This is a genomic window from Clostridium amylolyticum (genome assembly GCF_900142075.1).
GTDB lineage: Bacteria > Bacillota > Clostridia > Clostridiales > Clostridiaceae > Clostridium_AA > Clostridium_AA amylolyticum.
On record NZ_FQZO01000001.1, the window covers coordinates 200,460 to 220,170 of the forward strand.

The following is a 19,711-nucleotide window of genomic DNA, read 5'->3' on the forward strand; positions in this document are numbered from 1 at the left end:
TAAAGAAAAATAAAAAACAGTTTATATAATATAAAACTTAAAAATAATTACACAAAATGGAGGTATTAACAATGAAAAAAGTATTATCAATAATATTAGCAGCAGGATTAGCACTAGGTGCAGTAGGGTGTACTAGCTCAAAGGGTGGAGATACAGGAAAAGCTAAGGATGATAAAACCATAGTTATAGGATTAAGTCCAGTACCACATAAAGAAATAGTAGAAGCAGCTAAACCGATTTTAGAGAAGGAAGGTTACAAAGTAGAAATAAAAGAATTCACAGACTATGTACTGCCAAACACAGCTTTAGCAGACAAAGAGTTAGATGCAAACTTCTTCCAACATGTGCCTTTTCTTAAAAAGACCGTAGAAGAAAAGGGCTTAAAGCTAACTTATACCGTTAAGGTACACTTAGAACCCCTTGGTTTCTACTCAAAGAAGATTAAGGATGTTAATGATATAAAGAATGGTGCAGAAATAGCTATTCCTAATGATCCTACCAACGGTTCAAGAGCATTAAGACTATTAGAAACAAAAGGAATAATTAAGCTTAAGGACGGAGAAATAGTATCCAAGCTTGATATAGTAGAAAATCCTAAAAACATAAAGATAACTGAGTTAGATGCTCCTCAACTTCCTAGAGCTTTAGCAGATGTAGAGGGAGCTGTAATAAATACAAACTTTGCTCTTGAAGGTAAGTTAGATCCTCTTAAAGATGCCTTAATAATTGAAGCTAAGGACTCACCTTATGCTAATGTATTAGCAGTAAGAGAAGATAATAAAGATTCAGAGAAGATTAAAGCTCTATCAAAAGCTCTAAATTCCCCTGAAGTAAAGAAATTTATAGAAGAAAAATATAAAGGGGTTATACTTCCTTCCTTTTAATAAGTAACATTTTAATATAATATGCAATTTAAAATATCTCTAGAAGCTTTGGTGAATAAATTAAATCCACAAGTTTATAGAGATATTTTCTTTAGCTTAAAACCTAGGGGTTTGTTTACTTGATATGTAAAATATAGTATAGTAAATATCAGAGTAAAAACAAGGAGGAAGCATCATGAGCGATTTAGAAAAGAATGGAATAATTGAAAATGATACAGAGTTAAATAATGAAAATGTAGTATCAGAAGAAATTAAGGACATACTAAAAGAGGAAGAAGAAAAGGAGAAAGCTGACTCTGAAGCAATGGTGGAAGCAGAGAAGGATAATATTGAAAATTCTAAAGAAGAACATAAGAGAATTTCCTTTGGAGATTTATTTATAGCTAATTTTGTAGATGTTTTAGCTATAAGTGCTATTTCCTTTATTATTTTATCTTTATTTCAAATTATCATTAAGTTTATAGGCTACAAGGTATCAGACATGATGTCTATGTATTTAATTATGTTTATAATCATATCCTTATTCTATGCACCTATATGCCATAAGTCAAAGCTTGGCACAACTATTGGAAATAAGCTCTTTTATTTATCCTTAAAAAAGGATAAGTAATATATTTATACAAAGGAGAACCTATGAAAAAAGGCACGGAATTAGAAATTAAAATACAAGATATGGAGTTTCCCTCCTATGGAATAGGAGAGCGGGATGGGATAAAGCTCATGGTTAAGAATGCTTTTCCCGGGGAAACCATTAAAGGTAAACTTACCAAGTATAAAAAAGGTGCTGGAGAAGTAAGACTTCTAGAGATAATAGAAAAAGCAGATTATGAAGTGCAAGGACCTTGTCCTCATTATGGACCCTGCGGAGGATGCATAAGTCAACATGTTCCCTATGAAAAGCAACTGGAATTTAAAGAGAATCAAGTGAAAAAGTTATTTGTGAAAGCAGAAATACCTATGGGTGAGTATTTAGGCACTGAAGGCAGCCCTAATCAGTGGGAATATAGAAATAAAATGGAATTTACTTTTGGAGACTTTGAAAAAGGTGGAGAGCTTCAGCTGGGAATGCATATGAAGCATCAAAGCTTTAGCATAATTTCTGTACCTCATTGCCTTATTGTAGATGAAGATTTTAGAAAAATATTAGATGCTACCTTAGACTATTTTAGGAAGAAAGAACTTCCTCATTATCACATAATGAGAAGAGAAGGCTACCTAAGAAACTTAATTATAAGAAAAGCCTACTTTACCCGGGAAATAATGGTGAACTTAGTAACTACAACTCAAATAGACTTTAATTTAGAAGAATACAAAAATCTTTTAAACAGCCTAGAATATGAAGGTAAACTAGAAACCATAATGCACACTGAAAACAACTCTTTTTCAGATGCCGTGGTACCTGAAAAGGTTAATGTACTTCAGGGTAAAGGCTACATAACAGAAAAGCTTCTAGGACTAAACTTCAAGATATCTCCTTTTTCCTTCTTCCAAACCAACTCTCAAGGGGCAGAAAAACTCTATAGCGTGGTGAGGGAGTTCTTAGGTGACTCTAAAGACCTAACAGTATTTGATTTATATTGCGGCACTGGCACCATAGGACAGATAACTGCTGCTAAAGCCAGGGAAGTTATAGGTATAGAGCTTATAGAAGAGGCAGCTGCAGCGGCCAACGAAAATGCAAAGCTAAATGGTCTTACAAATTGTAACTTCATAGCAGGAGATGTAACTAAAGTTATACAAACCCTAGACAAAAAACCCGATGTGATAATATTAGACCCACCTAGAAGCGGAGTACACCCTAAGGCATTAGAATACGTGGTAGACTTCAATGCCAAGGAGATAGTATATGTTTCATGTAACCCTAAAACCTTGGTAATAGACCTAAAATATTTAAGAGAAAAGGGCTATGAGGTGATAAAAAGCAAGTTGGTAGATTTATTCCCTAATACACCTCATGTGGAAACTGTGGTGAAGCTTAAAAGGAAACACAGTTAGAAGCCTAGATATAGTTGGGTTGGAGAATGGTAAAAACAGTATATGCTCCTTAATAAGGGGTTAAAAAATAGTGAGAAAAAGATGATATAGTTGAAGAAAGCACTTAAGTGTTGATTACGCACTTGAGGGCTTTTTTATTATTAGGAATTAAAAAAATTTGCTTTAAAAAATAGTTTTAATTAATTTCTTAAGAAATTTTTAATAATTGTTAGTAAATATGTAATAAATATAGCCGATATTTTTAAACTTCATGTTATATAGTTATACATATAGATTACTTATAAGGATGTGTATAGCTGATGAAAAAAATAAATTTAATAACAACTATAATGGTATTGATTTTAGCCTTAATAATAATTGATAAAACTTTAATTAAAAAAACTAGAAATTTAGAAGTAACAAATAGGATATATTCATATATGAAAAGTGAAAGAAATCAAAAGCAGGTATTTAAAGATGCAATTGCTTTAAATAATAATAATTCTTCTAATACATGTGTATATTTTGTGGCTGAAGTCTTAAGGAAGAATAATATTGAAGTTGCAAAGCAAATAGCAAATACAACTCAACTTATCAATGTTTTAAAGGATAAAGGATGGAAAAAAGATAATGATTACAAAAATTTGAAACCAGGAGATATAGTTTTTACAACAGATGATTTAGGAAATAAAAATGGTGCTCCAAGTCATGCTTATGTATTTATGAAATGGGTAAATGAAGGTAATTATGATTATGCTTATATATGTGATAATCAAGCAAAGGATTATGGAAATAAGATTTATCATATTAGAAATGTTAAAAATAGAGATAATATTAATGGAGTGACAAAGGATGCTTTCAGTTTTTTTATGAAACCTTAATAAAGAAATATTAGGGCAATAGATTAATCAATTAGAAAATGATATAATCGGTGCTAAGGGGTGGTAGAAATGGCTGAATATAATGTTTTAGTAGTTGATGATGATAATGCAATACGAGAATCAATAGAAATATATTTAAAGAATGAAGGAATTAAAGTAATTGAAGCTTGTGATGGAGAAGAGGCTTTGAAGGTATTGGAAAAACAAGAAATTCACATTATCATTATGGATATTATGATGCCAAGAATGGATGGTATAAAGGCAACCTTTAAAATTAGAGAGAGCAAAAATATACCCATCATAATGCTTTCAGCTAAATCAGAGGATGGAGACAAAATTCTTGGGCTTAACATAGGTGCAGATGATTATATAACAAAGCCTTTTAACCCATTAGAGCTTGTAGCAAGGGTAAAATCTCAATTGAGACGATATACAAACTTTGGGCATTTTAAAGAAGATGATGAAATACAAATAAGAGGCATTAGCTTAAATAAACATAGAAAAACAGTAAAGGTAAATGGAGAAGAAGTAAGTTTAACTCTTACAGAATATAAGATACTAGAATTGCTTATGGAAAATAAAGGCAGAGTTTTTTCCATATCAGAAATTTATACAAGGGTATGGAATGAGCCTTTTTACAATGGTGAAAATACAGTAGCTGTTCATATAAGAAGGTTAAGAGAAAAGATTGAAATTAATCCAAAAGAACCTGAATATCTTAAGGTGGTGTGGGGAATTGGATACAAAATTGAATAATATATATACTCAAGGAGTACTTTTTATAATATGCATGTATTTGTTTGGAATAACAACGCTCTCAGCAGTTGATGTGCTTAAAAATTACAAATACATTGAAAAAGAATATTATCTTAAAAGTACTTCTTTTAAAACAGAGTTGTTTGAATATTTTGAAGATATTAAGATGTTAATTATCGGACTTCAAAAGGAACAGCAAAATGTGGAGGATAAAAACGATAATTTGAAAATTGATCCATCTTCTGAGAATATTAAGAATCAAGTGAATTTAAAACAATCCTTAAGATATTATATTAAAAGTAAAACAAGTGATAAAATATATACTAACATTATTGATTCAAATGATATAGAAAATTATATTAGTAATAATGCTATTTATTTAGAAAAATTTCCAAGATCTTCTGATAATGAATGGGAGTTTCAGAGTATTAACAATTGGTTTCAAAAAAACAACTTAGAAGGTAGTCTTATATTTATTAAAACTCCAGGAGGATATAGCCAAATGGAGAAGGATTTCACTTATTATAATTCTATTCGAGAAAGATTGATTAAAGAGATTATTTTAGGAAGTGGATCCTTGATAATTGCAATATCCATATTTGTATTTTTAAAATTAAATGTAAAAGATAAAAAAAAGCATGTAAGAATAGAAGAAAAATATTCCAAAATACCGTTAGATTTAAAAGTTCTTATATTTGTTTTATTAACTTTTATTATGTGTAGATTCATAGTTAATGTGGATTTTTTTTATAAAGCTGTTGATGTAGGGCAGTTTATAATATTAACTGTTTTGGTTGTTTATTTTTTGTATATTAAAATCAATATTGATTTTATATTAAGGTTAATCAGAAATAAAGAAGAATTATCAGAACAATTTAGAAAAAGTATAATTAGTGAAGTTACTTTATTAATTCGTGAATGCAAATATATTTTTATTAAGGAAATATTATTATTTATAGCTACTATTTTATTTGGGGCCTTGCTGCCCATTAGATTATTTGCATATTCTTCTATAGCTAATTGGGCTGTAATGTTTATATCTGCTTATAAAGTCATTTACTTGATAGTTGTTCCTATTTATGTATTAAAAAGAGTCTTAGCCTTAAGTAAAATTATAAAGGGAACAGATGCTATAGTTTCGGGTGATTTTAACTATCGTATAGAGGAAATTGGAGATAGCAATTTTATTAAGATATCTAAAAATATCAACAGTATGAAGGAGGGGTTTAAAAAGTCTGTTGAAAGCCAAGTGAAAAGTGAAAGACTCAAAACTGAACTTATAAGTAATGTATCACATGATCTTAAAACACCTCTTACTGCAATAATAAATTATGTAAGTTTATTAAAAAGAGATAATATATCGGAGGAAGAGAGTAAAAAGTATATAGATGTTTTAGATCAAAAGTCTCAAAGACTTAAAGTGCTCATAGAGGATCTTTTTGAAGCCTCAAAACTTTCAAGCGGTGCCATTGAACTTAACGTTGAAAAAGTTGACATTGCATCCCTATTACGACAGGCTTTGGGTGAGCTTGAAGATAAGATAATTAACTCTTCTTTGACCTTTAGGACAAATATACCTGCAGAAGAAGTATATTTAAATTTAGATGGTAAAAAAACCTGGAGAGTGTTTGAAAACTTGATAAGCAATGCATTGAAGTATTCTCAGCCTAATTCAAGAGTATATATTGATGTCTTTGAAGAGGATAAGAGTGTAATAATAACTATAAAGAATATGTCTTCCTATGAAATGGATTTTGATGTTAATGAGATTTTTGAAAGATTTAAAAGAGGAGATAAAGCTAGAAGTAGTGAAGGATCTGGATTAGGTCTATCTATTGCAAAAAGTATAGTGGAGTTACAAGGTGGTCAGATGAGAATTGATATTGACGGTGATCTATTTAAGGTTGCGGTAGAGTTTAAAAAATAAATATACAAAAAGCGGCATAGCCAAGAAATAAAAAAATATTTATACAAGCCTATGAATAAAAGAACTTAATTATAATGAATAAAATTATCTACTTAAAGCAAAAATAACATAAATAGGATTGTTTTATAATAAACTTTCTTTGAAAATATTAATTTAGGTGGTGATTAATATGGAAATCAAGGAAGGAGTAATGGTTCCATTAGGTTATGGTAATTTTGCCAGATCTGATAAGATTATTAGTCTTCAACGTATAGAAGATGAAAGAGGACCAGGAAGAAGAACAGTAGTGCACGTGGAAGAACTTAGTTCTCCTATAATAGCATCAAAAACCGAAAATTCAATACTTGCTGCTATGGTGGAGGTACCAAGAAATGAACTGGAGGCTGCTTCAGCACTAGAGCTTTTATATGATATAAGAGATGACATACAACAAATTGGTCCTATGTTGAGGAAAAGCATAAAAAAAGAAGCTGACTTTGATTTAGATAAAATTGAAAAACGAATAAATGAAATCCTTCAGCATGAGATAGAATTTGATGAGATGCATTAGATGCCATATTACAAATTATGCATGACTTAAAGTATTGCATTAAACTTGGAAGAGGTTATGAAACTCTATACTATTAATTGGAGTATTTTCATGATTATTATTAATGTATGAAAATAATAAGGTTTGAAAAGGGTTAGAAAAATTTGACCCTTTTTTTCGTGGAATTTATATATTTATGGAGCATGTGAAATGCTAGCATTAAATCCAAAGCCTTTGATATATAAGAGATTTATATAAATACATCAAGTGAGATAAAAAATAACCTAATGGGTATCCTCATGATGTTATTTTTCGTAATATACAATGTAAAATACACACTAAAAAATCTTAAATTCCTCTTTAACACTAGGAGGATTACTAAATGCATTAATATATTATTTGTTAATAATCCTTGTTATTTACAAAATAATTTCATTGTGATATCATCTTTGTAGGTTTAATGAAGATAAATTGGAAATAAGAGTTAATTATATAGAAATAATTATTGAAAATATTAGTGAATTTGAGAAAGTAAATTAGAATTACCAACAGAATTTAGGAGGAACACAACATTGGAATTTTTAAAAGATGAATTTGAAAGTGTGAAGAGATATTTTGAAAACACTATATATAAATGGAAAGTTATAATGGCTTTTTTAGGTTATGGGAAGGTGAAAGTATCAACTGCTAGAGTATACAGAGGAAAGGTTCATCATAAGGAAATAATAGGTGGTGCCATATGGAGATAGATGCTAATACAAGGGCAATAGGCGAGTCACATAGCAAACTGATTTTACTTGGTGAGCATGCAGTGGTTTATGGAAAACCTGCCATCGCTATGCCTTTTCCATTGAAGGTTAGATGCATAGTTGAAGAGACCATTGGTCATGTTATGCTTGATTCTATTATTTATACTGGAGTTGTTGATCACATGCCTAGAGAAATGCAAGGCATAGCAGCTTGCATGAAAGAAACCTTAAATTATTTAGGTAAGCCTCTAGAAAATTTAAGTATTAGTATTGATTCCTGCATTCCTTTAGGTCGTGGATTAGGCTCTAGCGCCGCAGTGGCTATTGCTATGGTAAGGGCCTTATTTGCTTTTTACGGGAAAGAACTTTCCAAAGAAGAGTTGTTTTCTTTGGTGCAGATCTCTGAAACCTATGCTCATGGAAACCCTAGCGGCATTGACATGGTTTCGGAAGCCAGTGATTGCCCAGTGTGGTTTGAAAAGGGAAAGGAGGTATTACCTCTTAAACCCACTGCCCCTTTATTTATAGCGGTGGCAGATACAGGACGCATGGCTGACACTAGAACTGCTGTGGACAATGTGAAGAAGAGGTATGCAGCTAATCCTGAAAAAGTGGAACAATCCTTAGAGAAAATAGATGACATGGCTAATAAAGCTAAAGCTGCTCTTTTAAAAGGGGATATCCAGTGCATTGGGGAGCTCTTAAATGGTAATCAGCAGGAGCTTGTGAAGCTTGGTGTCAGCGATGAAGGACTCAATGGGCTGGTTCAGAGGGCATTAAAGGCTGGAGCCTTGGGAGCAAAACTCACTGGCGGAGGCATGGGAGGATGCATGTTAGCTCTTGGCAAAAATATGGAACATGCTAAGCTGATTGCCAAAGAATTAAGGGAGTATGGTGCCTCTAACAGCTGGTATTTTTCCACAGACAGCGATATGCTCTATGGGGTATATGAGTAAAGGAGGATAATTTCATGAAGGCTACAGCAAAAGCAAACACTAATATAGCTCTGATAAAATATTGGGGAAAACGTGATGAGAAGTTATTTTTGCCTATGAACGGTAGTATATCTATTACATTAGATAGATTTTATACCATAACCGCAGTAGAATTTAAAAGAGACCTTCAAAAGGATGTTTTTTTATTGAATAACCAATTATCCAGTGAAGCGGAAGGACAGAAGGTTTTTAGGTTTCTTGATATCATAAGAGAATTATCTGGTACTGACTTAAATGCAGTAATTACCTCTGAAAATAGAGTTCCTACAGCAGCGGGCTTCGCTTCTTCTGCTTCAGGCTTTGCAGCCTTATCAGCGGCGGCAGCAAAGGCTTTAAATTTAGAGCTCAGCGAAAAAGAATTATCTGCACTAGCTCGTCGAGGTTCAGGATCTGCTTGCCGTTCTATTTATGGCGGCTATGTGGAGTGGCAAAAGGGTGAAAGGGCAGATGGAAAAGATTCTGTAGCACATCAGCTTTTACCTGAAGACCGTTGGAATATTAGTATACTATCCGTGATGGTAGCTTCTAAACAAAAGAAGATATCCAGCAGGGAAGGCATGAAGCGTACTGTAGAGACCTCTCCATTTTATACTGGCTGGTTACAAACTATAGATACGGATTTACAAAAAGCTAGAGAAGCTATAATTTCCAAAGATTTTGAGAAGCTTGGAAGGGTAGTGGAAGCAAATGCACTGAAGATGCACGCCACCATGCTCGGGGCAACACCTCCATTTTTTTATTGGCAAAGTGGCACCATGGAGGTAATGGAGCAGGTTCAAAACCTTAGAGAAGATGGTATTCCGGTGTATTTTACCATAGATGCAGGAGCAAATGTGAAGGTACTTTGTTTACCTGAGGATGAACAGAAGGTTTATGAAGCTTTATTAACATTACCTTCTGTGAAAGAGGTTATTACTTGTCATCCAGGGGCAGGGATAACCTATCTGTAAAAAATCTACTAAATAAATGGTAGGAGTGAATTAAATGAACAGTAAAATTTCAAATATAAAAGAATCTCCTGAAAGGGAAGATTCAAAAAATAATATAGAAGTATGGGAAGACTTGGTTAGTATTAAAGACTTAATTATATCCCTTATAATTTGCACTATAATGTCCCTTGGGGGATATTTTCTTGCGCCTAATACCCCTCCTAAGCCTTTATTTGGAGGACTAGCAGGTGCCATCTTGGGTTTTGTAATTTGCGCTGTTTTAATTAAACCTAAAAGAGTGCTTATAGAAACAGAGCAGGAGGATTAAAATGGACTTTTCAATAATTATACAAGCAACTATTGCAGCTGCAGTAGCAGCGGTGGTATATACAATTATTGGTGCCGTACCTGGGGCAGATGAAACTGCAACCCTTGCACCTATTACCTTAGTATTGGTTTTAGCAGGTTTACATCCTGCTGTAATCTTGTCCTTCTTTATTTCAGCCATTGTGGCATGTAAACTTATAGATGCGGTGCCTGTTTCCATAGCAGGGATTCCTGCGGGGGTTATGTCTACTCCTATGGTGGAGCATGCTATGGTGCTGAAGAAGCACGGGATGACAGATACTAGCATTAGAAAGATTGCTTCAGGAGCTATTATTGGAACCTTTGTTTCCCTGCCTGTAAGCTTATTTTTAGCCAGTGCTATAGTTCCTTTTGCCAATTCCATTAAACAGTATGGAGACCCAATATTCTTCGTAGGAGCTATACTATTAGCCCTTATGAGCAAAAAGAAATGGGTGAGCCTCGCTTCAATAATACCTTTTGCTCTATTGATTCAAGGACTTCGTCACCTATATTGGGGAATTGGAGTGGTGCCAAAGGGAACTAATGTATTTATCTCCTTCTTCTTAGGTATAACCATAGGACCAGTTATTTTAACCCTATTTGAACTTCTTAATAAAGATAAGAGAGAAAGCATGCCAAGGTATGATAAAAAGGAGATTCATTTAAATAGAACAGAGGAAATCAAAAGATTCCCTAATCCTTTTAAAATCTTAACTAAAAAAGAGGTAGGTTATAGCGCTATTGCTTCCCTTATAGGCTCTTTTACATTTATTCTGAGCCCTGTAGGTCTTACTACCTTTTTAGGAGAACTCTTTGCCAGCCGGGTTAAGGATCCAGTGGAAAAGTCATCCCTTGCAGTGTCTACCATGGAAGCCTTAGCCCAAGCTACCTATATGTCAGGAACCTTGATTCCTCTTATTGCTTTAGGTATACCTTTATCTCCTATGGCACTGGGACCAGCCAATCCCTTATTTAATGCTCCTCCGGTATATACCTTAGAGAGAAATATGCACCATCTACTATCCAGCTGGGACTTTGTTTGGGCAACTTTTCTTGGAGCAATAATCGCTTCTGCCTTTACCTATTTTGTGGCAGTGAAGTACTCCAAGCAAATTTGTGCCTTTGTGTTTAAAAAAATCCCTCATGAAGCGATGTTAGGACTATTCTTAGCCTTAGTGGTATTACTTGCCTTTATGGATGCAGGATGGATTAATGTTGCAGGTGTACTCTTAATCGGAATTGTGTCAGGAACACTATACCGCTTAGGTGTTAATTACGGTGTTCTATTTATGATTTTATACTCGGCACCGTGGATTGTTAAAACCTTAGGAGCTATATAAGAGAAAGGGAGGAAAGACCATGAGTTACTCTAGCCATGAGGTAAAAGTACCAGGTAAGCTTATGATCGCTGGAGAGTATGCTGTACTGGAACCTAATGAGAAATCAGTGGTAGCGGCAGTAAACCGCTACGTAACAGTTCAAATAGAACCCGGGGAGGAAAATGTTCTATCCCTGCCACAGTGGGGACTAGAAGCCATCACTTGGGAAATAAATAATGAAGAGGTGCAATTTAGCATAGAGGATTTACGACTAGGATTTATTAGAAATGCTTTTCTTGTTGCCCACCAGCTTTTACAGGAAAAGTCCGTGAAACCTCAGAGCTTTAAATTGCAAATCAAAAGTGAACTGGACGATGCCTCAACCAATAAAAAGTATGGACTAGGTTCCAGCGCAGCTATTGTTACTGCGGTTATTTCCTCTATTTTAACTTTTCATAGCTGTGATAAGGAACTACTTAATCTAGATACAATATTTAAGCTATCAGCCATTGTACATTTAAAGACCCAAAAAAGTGGCTCTGGTGCAGATGTGGCGGCAGCGGTATATGGTGGATGGCTTGAGTATTGTGCCTTTGATGGTGAATGGGTGTTAAAGGAGCTAGAGCAAGGGAACAAGCTAACAGACATAATAAAGAAACCTTGGCCAAATTTATTAATTAAACCCTTAACCCCGCCCTCATCCCTAGAGCTAGTGGTAGGATGGACCAAAGAGCCAGCAGCCACAGCACCTATGATCAAGAAACTGCAGAATTATAAAGAAGGTAATTTAGAAGCTTATAAAGACTTTCTAAAGGAAAGCTCCTTGGCAGTGAATAAATTGATCAAAAGCTTTGAGATAAATGATTATGCAGGAGCCATTAATAGCCTTGCACTAAATGGCAAAATTCTTAGGAAGCTAGGTGAAAATGCTGGCATGGACATTGAAACGGAGAAGTTAAGAAAATTATCTTCCATAGCTCAAAGCTTTGGCAGTGGAAAATCCTCAGGTGCAGGAGGGGGAGACTGCGGTATTGCTTTTTTAAAAAGTGATAACCATAAAGAAGAGCTATATAGAGCTTGGGAAGAGGCGGATATTCTCCCATTAGATTTATCTGTATCCCAAAGGGGTGTTTCTGTAAAATCTGGTAACTAATTTAATAAGTCCTTCATAACATAAATTGTAGTAGTATATATGGAGGGTTTTATGACATTCTATTATAACGGCTATGATTGTTTTAATAATTATTATGGCTGGAGAAAAGATGTTAATGTACAGTATAGCAAGGCAGTAGCATATTTAAGTGGCGGACCTTTAGTACCAAATATTCGTGGTATGGTAACCTTTATAGATGTTCCTGGAGGAGTAGAGGTTGCTGTAGAAGTAAACGGCCTGCCTCCTTATAAACCTGCCATGGGCGGAAACCCACCAGTTGGTCCCCACGGTTTTCACATCCACGAAAAAGGCAACTGCGAAGTAGGCAACCCCTCAGATCCCTTTATGGCAGCAGGCGGACACTGGAATCCTACCAACCAGCCCCATGGGAATCATGCAGGAGACTTCCCAGTGCTCTTTTCCAACAATGGCTATGCTAGAATGAGTTTCTTTACTAATAAGTTTAAGGTCTCAGATATTATTGGAAAAGCCGTAATAATACATGAAAACCCAGACGATTATAGAACCCAGCCTGCAGGAGCATCTGGTAAGAAGCTGGCTTGTGGTGTTATTCAGGGGATGATGTAATAAAAATTGCAATAGTGAGAGCTATTGCAAATTTTTTTGGCTAATTTTTGTAGATATTGAAAAATCAACTTAAAGAACCAGGAGCCTTTTGAGAAATAAAAATCAATTGGCTTTTTTATTTGGGTTTGAATCTATATGACGTGTAATTAAATTAAGGCAGTTTCGTTAATATATAAAAAAATAGAAATTTAAAACATACTTAGATATATATCTAAATATATGTTCACAATTTATCTAAGTATGCATACATTAATATTAGATAAGTATCTAAGTAATATTAATATAAGTATAGTATATTCCTTAAGGGGGGATTTAAAAATGAATATAGAGTTTAACAGAGGTTTATCACGGGTACACGATGCAATGGAGGGGCTGGTTTATTGCTATAAGGATAACTATAAACATATATACGAAGAATATAACCTTAGTTTGAATAAGGCAGCTGAAGAAGCTTTCGTCTTCATAAAGGAAAGAATAACCATGGATATAGCAAATAGTGACCTTTTCTTCAGTAGGGAAACAGGAGCAGCCATCACCTTTGCCAGATCAAGATTTATACCATCTGATTTGTCAGTTGACAACTTTGTTGACTATCTTATTGGGTTAAGTGATGAAGAAGTGAAGCTAATTGTTCTTTCAAACTTAAACTCTGCAGGACCAAAAATAAGCCATGAGGAGTTAATACTCATTTCTCAGGATGGAACCAGGATAATGGATTTTTTAAGAAATATAAAGCTTTCCTCCTCCATTAAGTGGGAGGCACTAGAGTTTTTCAGAGATGTAAGAAGCTCTATGAAGGGATTTATTGAGCTTGTAAAAAGATATATTCCTATCTATAAAAAGATTTTAAGCAGGAATAAAAAGCTCATAGAAACTTTTGAGAACTATGTTGAGAGTGGTATCAATTCTGAGGGAGAAGTATTTTTTACAAAGCTGGTAAAGGATTCAATTAGACTAGATGCAGAGGAAATAATTATTGGCACTCTCTTTTTCCGTTCTAGAACCCTTATTTGTACAATTGTAGGAGAAAAATTATATATTTTTATCGGTATGGATTATGAGGAAACAGTAAGATTATCCTTGGGTGCAGGAGATGCCTCCATAAGCGTATTTAAAAATGTTTCAGACAAAACCAGGTTTCAAATTCTAAACTTGCTTAAAGACAAGGATCTATACGGCCAAGAGATTGCTGATAAGGTTGGAATCACTTTGGCAACTGTATCATACCACATGAACTATCTTCTGGCATCTAATCTTGTGACTTTAGAAAAAGTTGGACAGAAGGGATACTATTCACTGAGGAAAGACACTTTGAAAAAAAGTGTAGATTTTTTAAATAATAACTTTAATCTATAATTAAATGAAGGAGAATAGGGATTATGATAATAGAGTATCAAGATCAATACAATATAAAACTAACTAATGAAGTAGATGTTTACTGCAGACTAGAAGGTGTTTCCCCTCTATTTATCTACAGGACTGGAGAGAAAAAAGAGATTTATCCAAAACACAAGTATGGAGGGAAAAGCTTAAAATATTTATTTAAAAAATGGCTGGGGTTCATAAAATTACCCAGCTTCACTACCCATCTATAATAAGCCATTAACCCTCTTGGAAGGAGGGATTATCAGATAGCTAATCGCTCCTAATACCTATACTTCTTCAAGTAGTGGGATAACGAGCGATTAGCTCCTAGATAAGTTCTTCTAAGCTTCAGTTGGAGTGGTACCCCCTGTATTTCCTCACCATGGGATGATATGTATCGGGGAAACTTATGCTGCATCGATGAATACCGTTTGCGCTTTATTTCCTCAAATGGCGGTGTTATCCAAAGAAAATAAGGAATGGATATTTTGATGGAGCCTGCAAATGAAATAAATAAACTGAGTAAAATCAAGGATTTACCTGATTAAGTGTAAAAAATAAAAAGTTTACTTTATAAGAAAAATGTGAATTGTACTCATTGTATTGGATTGCATATATTTTGCAATTCATTTAGTACAAAACTGCCTTGTTTATATAAATACATTAATGATTCAACAGGTATTATCAAATAGTAGATTATTTAATATATTGCAAGCTGAGGATTTTAGGGCGTTGACTCCTCTTATTTATACCCATGTAAATCCGTATGGAAATTTTAACTTAGACATGAATGAGAGACTGCCTATTGAATTAGCTTTATAAAGCATTTATTGTTATAATCTAGTGGTTTATCAATAAATATATATATAAATGAAAGGATTAAGGCATAAGGATTTCAATTTCTATCATCCTTATTTTTTAATCCTTTTTCAAATCCCTATCTTAATTTCAAAATCTATTTAACCTCAAATTAAGTATTTTCAATGCTTTATACTGCTTTAGATTCTATTTAGATTTCAATTTTCTTATCCCTTGAGCCATAAACCTTTTTCCTACACTGTGTAATTTATCGCTTAGCCTAGTTCTTTAAGTGTGTTAATTTGAGTTATTAAGTTTTTTAGGCCCTATTGAGCCTTGAAATATAAGGGCTATTCGTTATGATAAAGCCTAATAAATTTAAAAAGCGAAGTGAAGAAGTTCTCTATTTTCTGAGAGTGTTTGCTGAATATTCTTTTGTTTTAGAGCCACCAGTCCAGTGATTGCTGAGCCATGATTCCGGACGCAAAGCCAACATCAAACTTTTATGCCGCGAAAGCCTCTTGACAATGAGTATCGGCTTGTTAGTCTGAACCGCCAGGCATCAACTATTCTCCAAAGCCCTGCTCCTTGTTCAACATGGGTGATGCCCTTGATGCTTGAAGACACGCCGATGGATGCTCACTGTCAAGAGGACCGTGGAATAAATTATAGCTGGCTCAAATTAGGCAAGATTACTCATGTTTGCAGTTTAGGTTGTAAAAAATAATTTCATAGTGCAACTTTTTACTATCATAATTTATCTAATAGGTGAAATGATATAATATTGCTTTAGAAGGGAGTGTGAATGTTTATGGAACAAACTTTTCTTGTTAGGAGTGCCGTAAAAGGCAATAAAGAAGCTTTCACTGCACTCATTCATCAATATAAAAATGAACTATATAATGTAGCTTATATATATACAAAAAACCAGGATGATGCTTTAGATGCTATTGATGAGAGTGTATATAAAGCATACATATCAATAAAAAAATTGAAAAAGCCTGAATTTTTTAAAACATGGCTTATTAGGATATTGATAAATGAGTGTATAAGCTTATTAAGGAAAAAAAATAAAATCGTGCTAGAAGCAGATAATTCGAAATTAGATAGTTCATATGATGATATAAATTTAAACATTGATCATGAAGAGTTATATAAGGCTCTAAACATCTTAACCGATAAACAAAGAACAGCAATTGTTCTTAAATATTTTGATGATTTAAAGATATCGACCATAGCAGAAATAATGGAAGTTCCAGAAAATACTGCGAAGGCTCATATAAGACGTGGACTTTTAGCACTAAGAAAATCATTAAAGGAGGATGTTATTAGTGGATAAAAAATCATTTCATGTAGAAATTCCTACAGAGAAATTAGACAGCAGAATAGAAGCTTCGATTAATCGAGGCGAAAGGTACGTGAAACATAAAAACTTTAAAAAAGTAGCTGCAGCATGCATACTTATTGGAGGTCTGTCAATTGTAAATTACGCCAAGCCAGCACTAGCTGAAAGTATACCAGTTATAGGAATTGTAATTCAAGAAATAGATAAGGCCTTAGGTATAAATAAAGACTATAAAGATTATGTAAAGTACGCTCAAAAGATCAATAAGATTGCCAAAGATAATGGTATTCAAGTAAAAGTAAATGAAGCAATAATCGATGATCATAACCATATTTTATTAAGCTATGAAATTAAAAATGAAAGTGCATTTACTCCTGCTGATAAAGCTTATTTCAGTTCTAACGATATAGGAATGATATTAGAAGGAATAAAAAGAGTAAGTTTTCAACCTAATTATAATATTGCACCAGAAGAAGCTGAAAAACTATTGCCTTCATTGTCAAAAGACGGCAAAATGTTAGCATTAGAAGAAACTGGTGGTGCTGTACATGGCAAGTTTATAGATGATCATACCTTCATTGGAATAAGTGAGTTTGATTTATCAAGTTTTCAAGATGTACCTAATAATTTTAAAATGAAAGTTGATATAAATAAAATTAAATTTCTAAGTGGTATAGTTGAAACAGGAAATATCGAAAAAAATCAATTTTATAGTGGTCCATCTGATGTTAATGGAAAGTGGAACCTAGAGTTTGAAGTTAAGAAATCTATTGTCTATGAAGTAAAAACTGTAAAACCAAATATATCATCAGAAAATGTAACAATAAAGGATATAACTATTACTCCATTTACTGCTGATGTTTCTGTGAAAATTGATTTTTCAAAGATTAATAAACTAAAAGTTGTAGATGAGAATAATAAAGAGTATGAAAATTATAATACCATTAATAAAAAGGAAATGGTCGGCAGATTCTCCGACATAACCTTTAGATTTACCAATATAAATAAAAATGTTAAAAACCTGAAATTAATATTTTTAAACGATCATAATGAAGAAGTGTTTTCCTGCTCTGTTCCAATGGAGTAAAATATATTACCATTTAGGACACTGGAATTGTAATACTGAAAGCTTTATACAGTAAAATTAAGGGGCTGCTACACAGCTAACTGATTAGTTAACTGCGTAACAGTTCCTGTTTTTGTTTTAAAGTAGTAATTCTTGACTCCAATGTTATTCTGCTCGCACCATCTGCTTAGAGTCAATACGCTGGCACGGAATTCTTTTATCCTGTTTGTCCATAGAGCCAGGTGGTAACCATGCGTTTCAGTTGTAAGTTTATCCATAGCTTTCCTCTAATCTTTAGACTCGAAATATCTAAAATCCCTTAAGAACCCTAAGTTACTTTAGCATTCTTGTTTTATATTGGAGATTATTTCACAGACATAAGATAGGGGACAATCCACATTTTTATTTGACGATTACCTTTGAAATTCTAATTCTCTTTCTTCTTAAAATTCTTTTTAAAATAATCATTGTAACTGCAACTATTTATTTTATTTATTTATCTAATAAGTGTAATTAATAAATTTCAAATTATTTTAGGAGGAGAAAACATGAAAAAGAAACTAGTAATTTTATTTAGTATTGTTGCTGTAATAATAATATCAGGTGTTTTTGTATTAATGCCCAAAAAAGATAAACCACAAGCCACTAAGGAATCTAACAGAATACCGCTATATACTATTTCTCAGAGTGATAAAGTGTTTGTAAACGGAATTATTTTACCAGAAAAGGTGATAAATATAAATCAAGATCCCTCAAAAGGAACTGTATCTAAGGTTTCTGTGAAGACTGGACAAGTAGTAAAGGGCGGTGATATCCTCTTTACCTATAAGAATGATCAAAATGAAGGGAAGATTACAAACATAACAGCACCTATTGATGGTAAGGTATTTTTAAATGATTCTAATGATCAAAATAAGCCATTTATCACAATTAAATCAACAGCACTTATTGTAAAGAGTGTGATTAATGAAAAAGATTTGATAAAGGTTAAGGAAAATCAAGCTGCTGATATTTTTGTTTATGCTTTAGATAAAACTATAACTGGTAAAGTAAAAAGTGTAGCAAGTGAGCCGGGCAGCATATCAGATGAAGATATGCAGGGGATGATTACTGGAGGTTCAAATTTATCAGTTTATGGTATGCGATTTTCTTTGGATTCTCAAGAGGGAATTGTAAATGGATTTCATGTGCAAGTTTCAGTGAAGCTTTCAGGAGAAGTTAAAATATCGAAAGGTTCAATTCTAGAGGAGGATGGAAAGAAATACGTGTTTAAAGTTCAGGATAAGAAGCTTATAAAACAAGAAATCAAATATGAAGAAATTAAAGGCTCAAATGATGTCTCTGTGAACACAGGATTAAAGGAAAATGACACTATCATTATAACTCCTACTCCAGATATGAAGGAAGGTAATGTCATTGAATAAGGTTATTGAATTGAAAAATGTAAATAAATATTACAAGCTGAAAAATGATATGCTGCATGCATTAAAGGATATAAATTTAACTATAAATCAAGGCGAGTTTGTTATGATAATGGGGAAGTCAGGAAGCGGAAAAACCACACTGCTAAATCTTCTTGGTTTTCTAGACCGTTTTGAGAAGGGAAATTATATATTCAACGGTAAGGATGTTACTAATTTAAATGAAAACCAAAGGTCAGAGCTTAGAAATAGTTATATGGGATTCACCTTTCAACAGTTTCATTTAATTGATTCTCTAACTATAGGTAAAAACGTTGAGCTTCCTCTTTTATACAGAGAAAAGAATGGTATGTCTAGAAAAGAAAGAGCAAAAAGAGTTGAAAAGTACTTGGATACAGTAGGCTTATTAGACAAAAAGAAACGATCACCTTCAGAGCTATCGGGCGGTCAGCAGCAGCGTGTTGCAATAGCTAGAGCTCTTATTAATGATCCTTATGTAATTTTTGCCGATGAACCAACAGGTGCTTTAGATAGTGAAACAGGGATAGATATAATGAATATCTTAAAAAGACTTAATGAAGAGAAGAAAACAATATTAATGGTGACCCATGATGAAGATTTGATTAAGTATGCCAGTAAAGTAATTCATTTAAAAGATGGCTTAATAACAAAGGTGGAGTAGAT

20 protein-coding genes and 1 pseudogene are annotated in these 19,711 nt (G+C 33.2%); all 21 read left to right on the plus strand.

Translation table 11 applies throughout. The annotated features are described in order from the left end of the window. The first annotated feature begins 71 nt into the window (after positions 1 to 71). The 21 genes and pseudogenes from BUA82_RS01030 (at position 72) to BUA82_RS01130 (ending at position 19,709) form a co-directional block, all read left to right on the plus strand. Positions 72 to 884 carry a MetQ/NlpA family ABC transporter substrate-binding protein gene (locus BUA82_RS01030; protein ID WP_073003875.1) on the plus strand — a complete coding sequence of 271 codons (813 nt, stop codon included), beginning with the start codon at positions 72 to 74 and terminating at the stop codon, positions 882 to 884. Positions 885 to 1,059: 175 nt separating this feature from the next. Further along, positions 1,060 to 1,494: an RDD family protein gene (locus BUA82_RS01035; RefSeq protein ID WP_073003876.1), complete on the plus strand. Its 435-nt coding sequence runs from the start codon at positions 1,060 to 1,062 to the stop codon at positions 1,492 to 1,494. A gap of 23 nt (positions 1,495 to 1,517) precedes the next feature. Beyond that, entirely contained in the window at positions 1,518 to 2,879 is a 1,362-nt protein-coding gene (rlmD, locus tag BUA82_RS01040; protein ID WP_073003877.1) for a 23S rRNA (uracil(1939)-C(5))-methyltransferase RlmD, read from the plus strand. A gap of 299 nt (positions 2,880 to 3,178) precedes the next feature. Beyond that, complete coding sequence (locus tag BUA82_RS01045) at positions 3,179 to 3,739, plus strand: hypothetical protein (protein ID WP_073003878.1); 561 nt, start codon at positions 3,179 to 3,181, stop codon at positions 3,737 to 3,739. Between the two features lie 69 nt (positions 3,740 to 3,808). Further along, positions 3,809 to 4,495 (plus strand): response regulator transcription factor, encoded by a 687-nt coding sequence (locus BUA82_RS01050; RefSeq protein ID WP_073003879.1) that lies wholly within the window; start codon positions 3,809 to 3,811, stop codon positions 4,493 to 4,495. Further along, entirely contained in the window at positions 4,476 to 6,422 is a 1,947-nt protein-coding gene (locus BUA82_RS01055; protein ID WP_073003880.1) for a HAMP domain-containing sensor histidine kinase, read from the plus strand. The genes BUA82_RS01050 and BUA82_RS01055 overlap by 20 nt, the downstream gene beginning before the upstream one ends. A gap of 169 nt (positions 6,423 to 6,591) precedes the next feature. Beyond that, on the plus strand, positions 6,592 to 6,972 hold the full coding sequence (locus BUA82_RS01060) for a hypothetical protein (protein WP_073003881.1): 381 nt from the start codon (positions 6,592 to 6,594) through the stop codon (positions 6,970 to 6,972). Positions 6,973 to 7,523: 551 nt separating this feature from the next. Continuing rightward, complete coding sequence (locus BUA82_RS20560) at positions 7,524 to 7,700, plus strand: hypothetical protein (RefSeq protein WP_178140667.1); 177 nt, start codon at positions 7,524 to 7,526, stop codon at positions 7,698 to 7,700. Beyond that, positions 7,691 to 8,656, plus strand: a complete 966-nt coding sequence (mvk, locus tag BUA82_RS01065) for a mevalonate kinase (protein ID WP_073003882.1) — start codon at positions 7,691 to 7,693, stop codon at positions 8,654 to 8,656. Before BUA82_RS20560 ends, mvk begins: the two co-directional genes overlap by 10 nt. A gap of 14 nt (positions 8,657 to 8,670) precedes the next feature. Next, positions 8,671 to 9,645: a diphosphomevalonate decarboxylase gene (gene mvaD / locus BUA82_RS01070; RefSeq protein WP_073003883.1), complete on the plus strand. Its 975-nt coding sequence runs from the start codon at positions 8,671 to 8,673 to the stop codon at positions 9,643 to 9,645. Positions 9,646 to 9,679: 34 nt separating this feature from the next. Then, positions 9,680 to 9,952, plus strand: coding sequence for a hypothetical protein (locus BUA82_RS01075; RefSeq protein WP_073003884.1), 273 nt, complete (start codon positions 9,680 to 9,682; stop codon positions 9,950 to 9,952). Position 9,953: 1 nt separating this feature from the next. After that, positions 9,954 to 11,312 carry a tripartite tricarboxylate transporter permease gene (locus BUA82_RS01080; RefSeq protein WP_073003885.1) on the plus strand — a complete coding sequence of 453 codons (1,359 nt, stop codon included), beginning with the start codon at positions 9,954 to 9,956 and terminating at the stop codon, positions 11,310 to 11,312. A gap of 19 nt (positions 11,313 to 11,331) precedes the next feature. Next, positions 11,332 to 12,444, plus strand: a complete 1,113-nt coding sequence (locus BUA82_RS01085; RefSeq protein ID WP_073003886.1) for a phosphomevalonate kinase — start codon at positions 11,332 to 11,334, stop codon at positions 12,442 to 12,444. Positions 12,445 to 12,495: 51 nt separating this feature from the next. Then, positions 12,496 to 13,032: a superoxide dismutase family protein gene (locus tag BUA82_RS01090; RefSeq protein ID WP_073003887.1), complete on the plus strand. Its 537-nt coding sequence runs from the start codon at positions 12,496 to 12,498 to the stop codon at positions 13,030 to 13,032. Between the two features lie 318 nt (positions 13,033 to 13,350). After that, positions 13,351 to 14,388, plus strand: coding sequence for an ArsR/SmtB family transcription factor (locus tag BUA82_RS01095; RefSeq protein ID WP_073003888.1), 1,038 nt, complete (start codon positions 13,351 to 13,353; stop codon positions 14,386 to 14,388). Positions 14,389 to 14,411: 23 nt separating this feature from the next. Then, positions 14,412 to 14,627, plus strand: a complete 216-nt coding sequence (locus BUA82_RS01100) for a hypothetical protein (protein WP_073003889.1) — start codon at positions 14,412 to 14,414, stop codon at positions 14,625 to 14,627. A 391-nt stretch (positions 14,628 to 15,018) separates the two neighbouring features. Next, a pseudogene (locus tag BUA82_RS01105) lies at positions 15,019 to 15,219 on the plus strand (Tn3 family transposase); the annotation flags it as partial. A 787-nt stretch (positions 15,220 to 16,006) separates the two neighbouring features. Next, positions 16,007 to 16,534 (plus strand): sigma-70 family RNA polymerase sigma factor, encoded by a 528-nt coding sequence (locus BUA82_RS01110; RefSeq protein ID WP_073005073.1) that lies wholly within the window; start codon positions 16,007 to 16,009, stop codon positions 16,532 to 16,534. Beyond that, positions 16,527 to 17,627, plus strand: coding sequence for a DUF4179 domain-containing protein (locus BUA82_RS01115; protein WP_178140668.1), 1,101 nt, complete (start codon positions 16,527 to 16,529; stop codon positions 17,625 to 17,627). Before BUA82_RS01110 ends, BUA82_RS01115 begins: the two co-directional genes overlap by 8 nt. A gap of 527 nt (positions 17,628 to 18,154) precedes the next feature. Continuing rightward, complete coding sequence (locus BUA82_RS01125) at positions 18,155 to 19,030, plus strand: efflux RND transporter periplasmic adaptor subunit (protein WP_073003892.1); 876 nt, start codon at positions 18,155 to 18,157, stop codon at positions 19,028 to 19,030. Further along, entirely contained in the window at positions 19,023 to 19,709 is a 687-nt protein-coding gene (locus BUA82_RS01130) for an ATP-binding cassette domain-containing protein (protein WP_073003893.1), read from the plus strand. Before BUA82_RS01125 ends, BUA82_RS01130 begins: the two co-directional genes overlap by 8 nt. Positions 19,710 to 19,711: the final 2 nt, after the last annotated feature.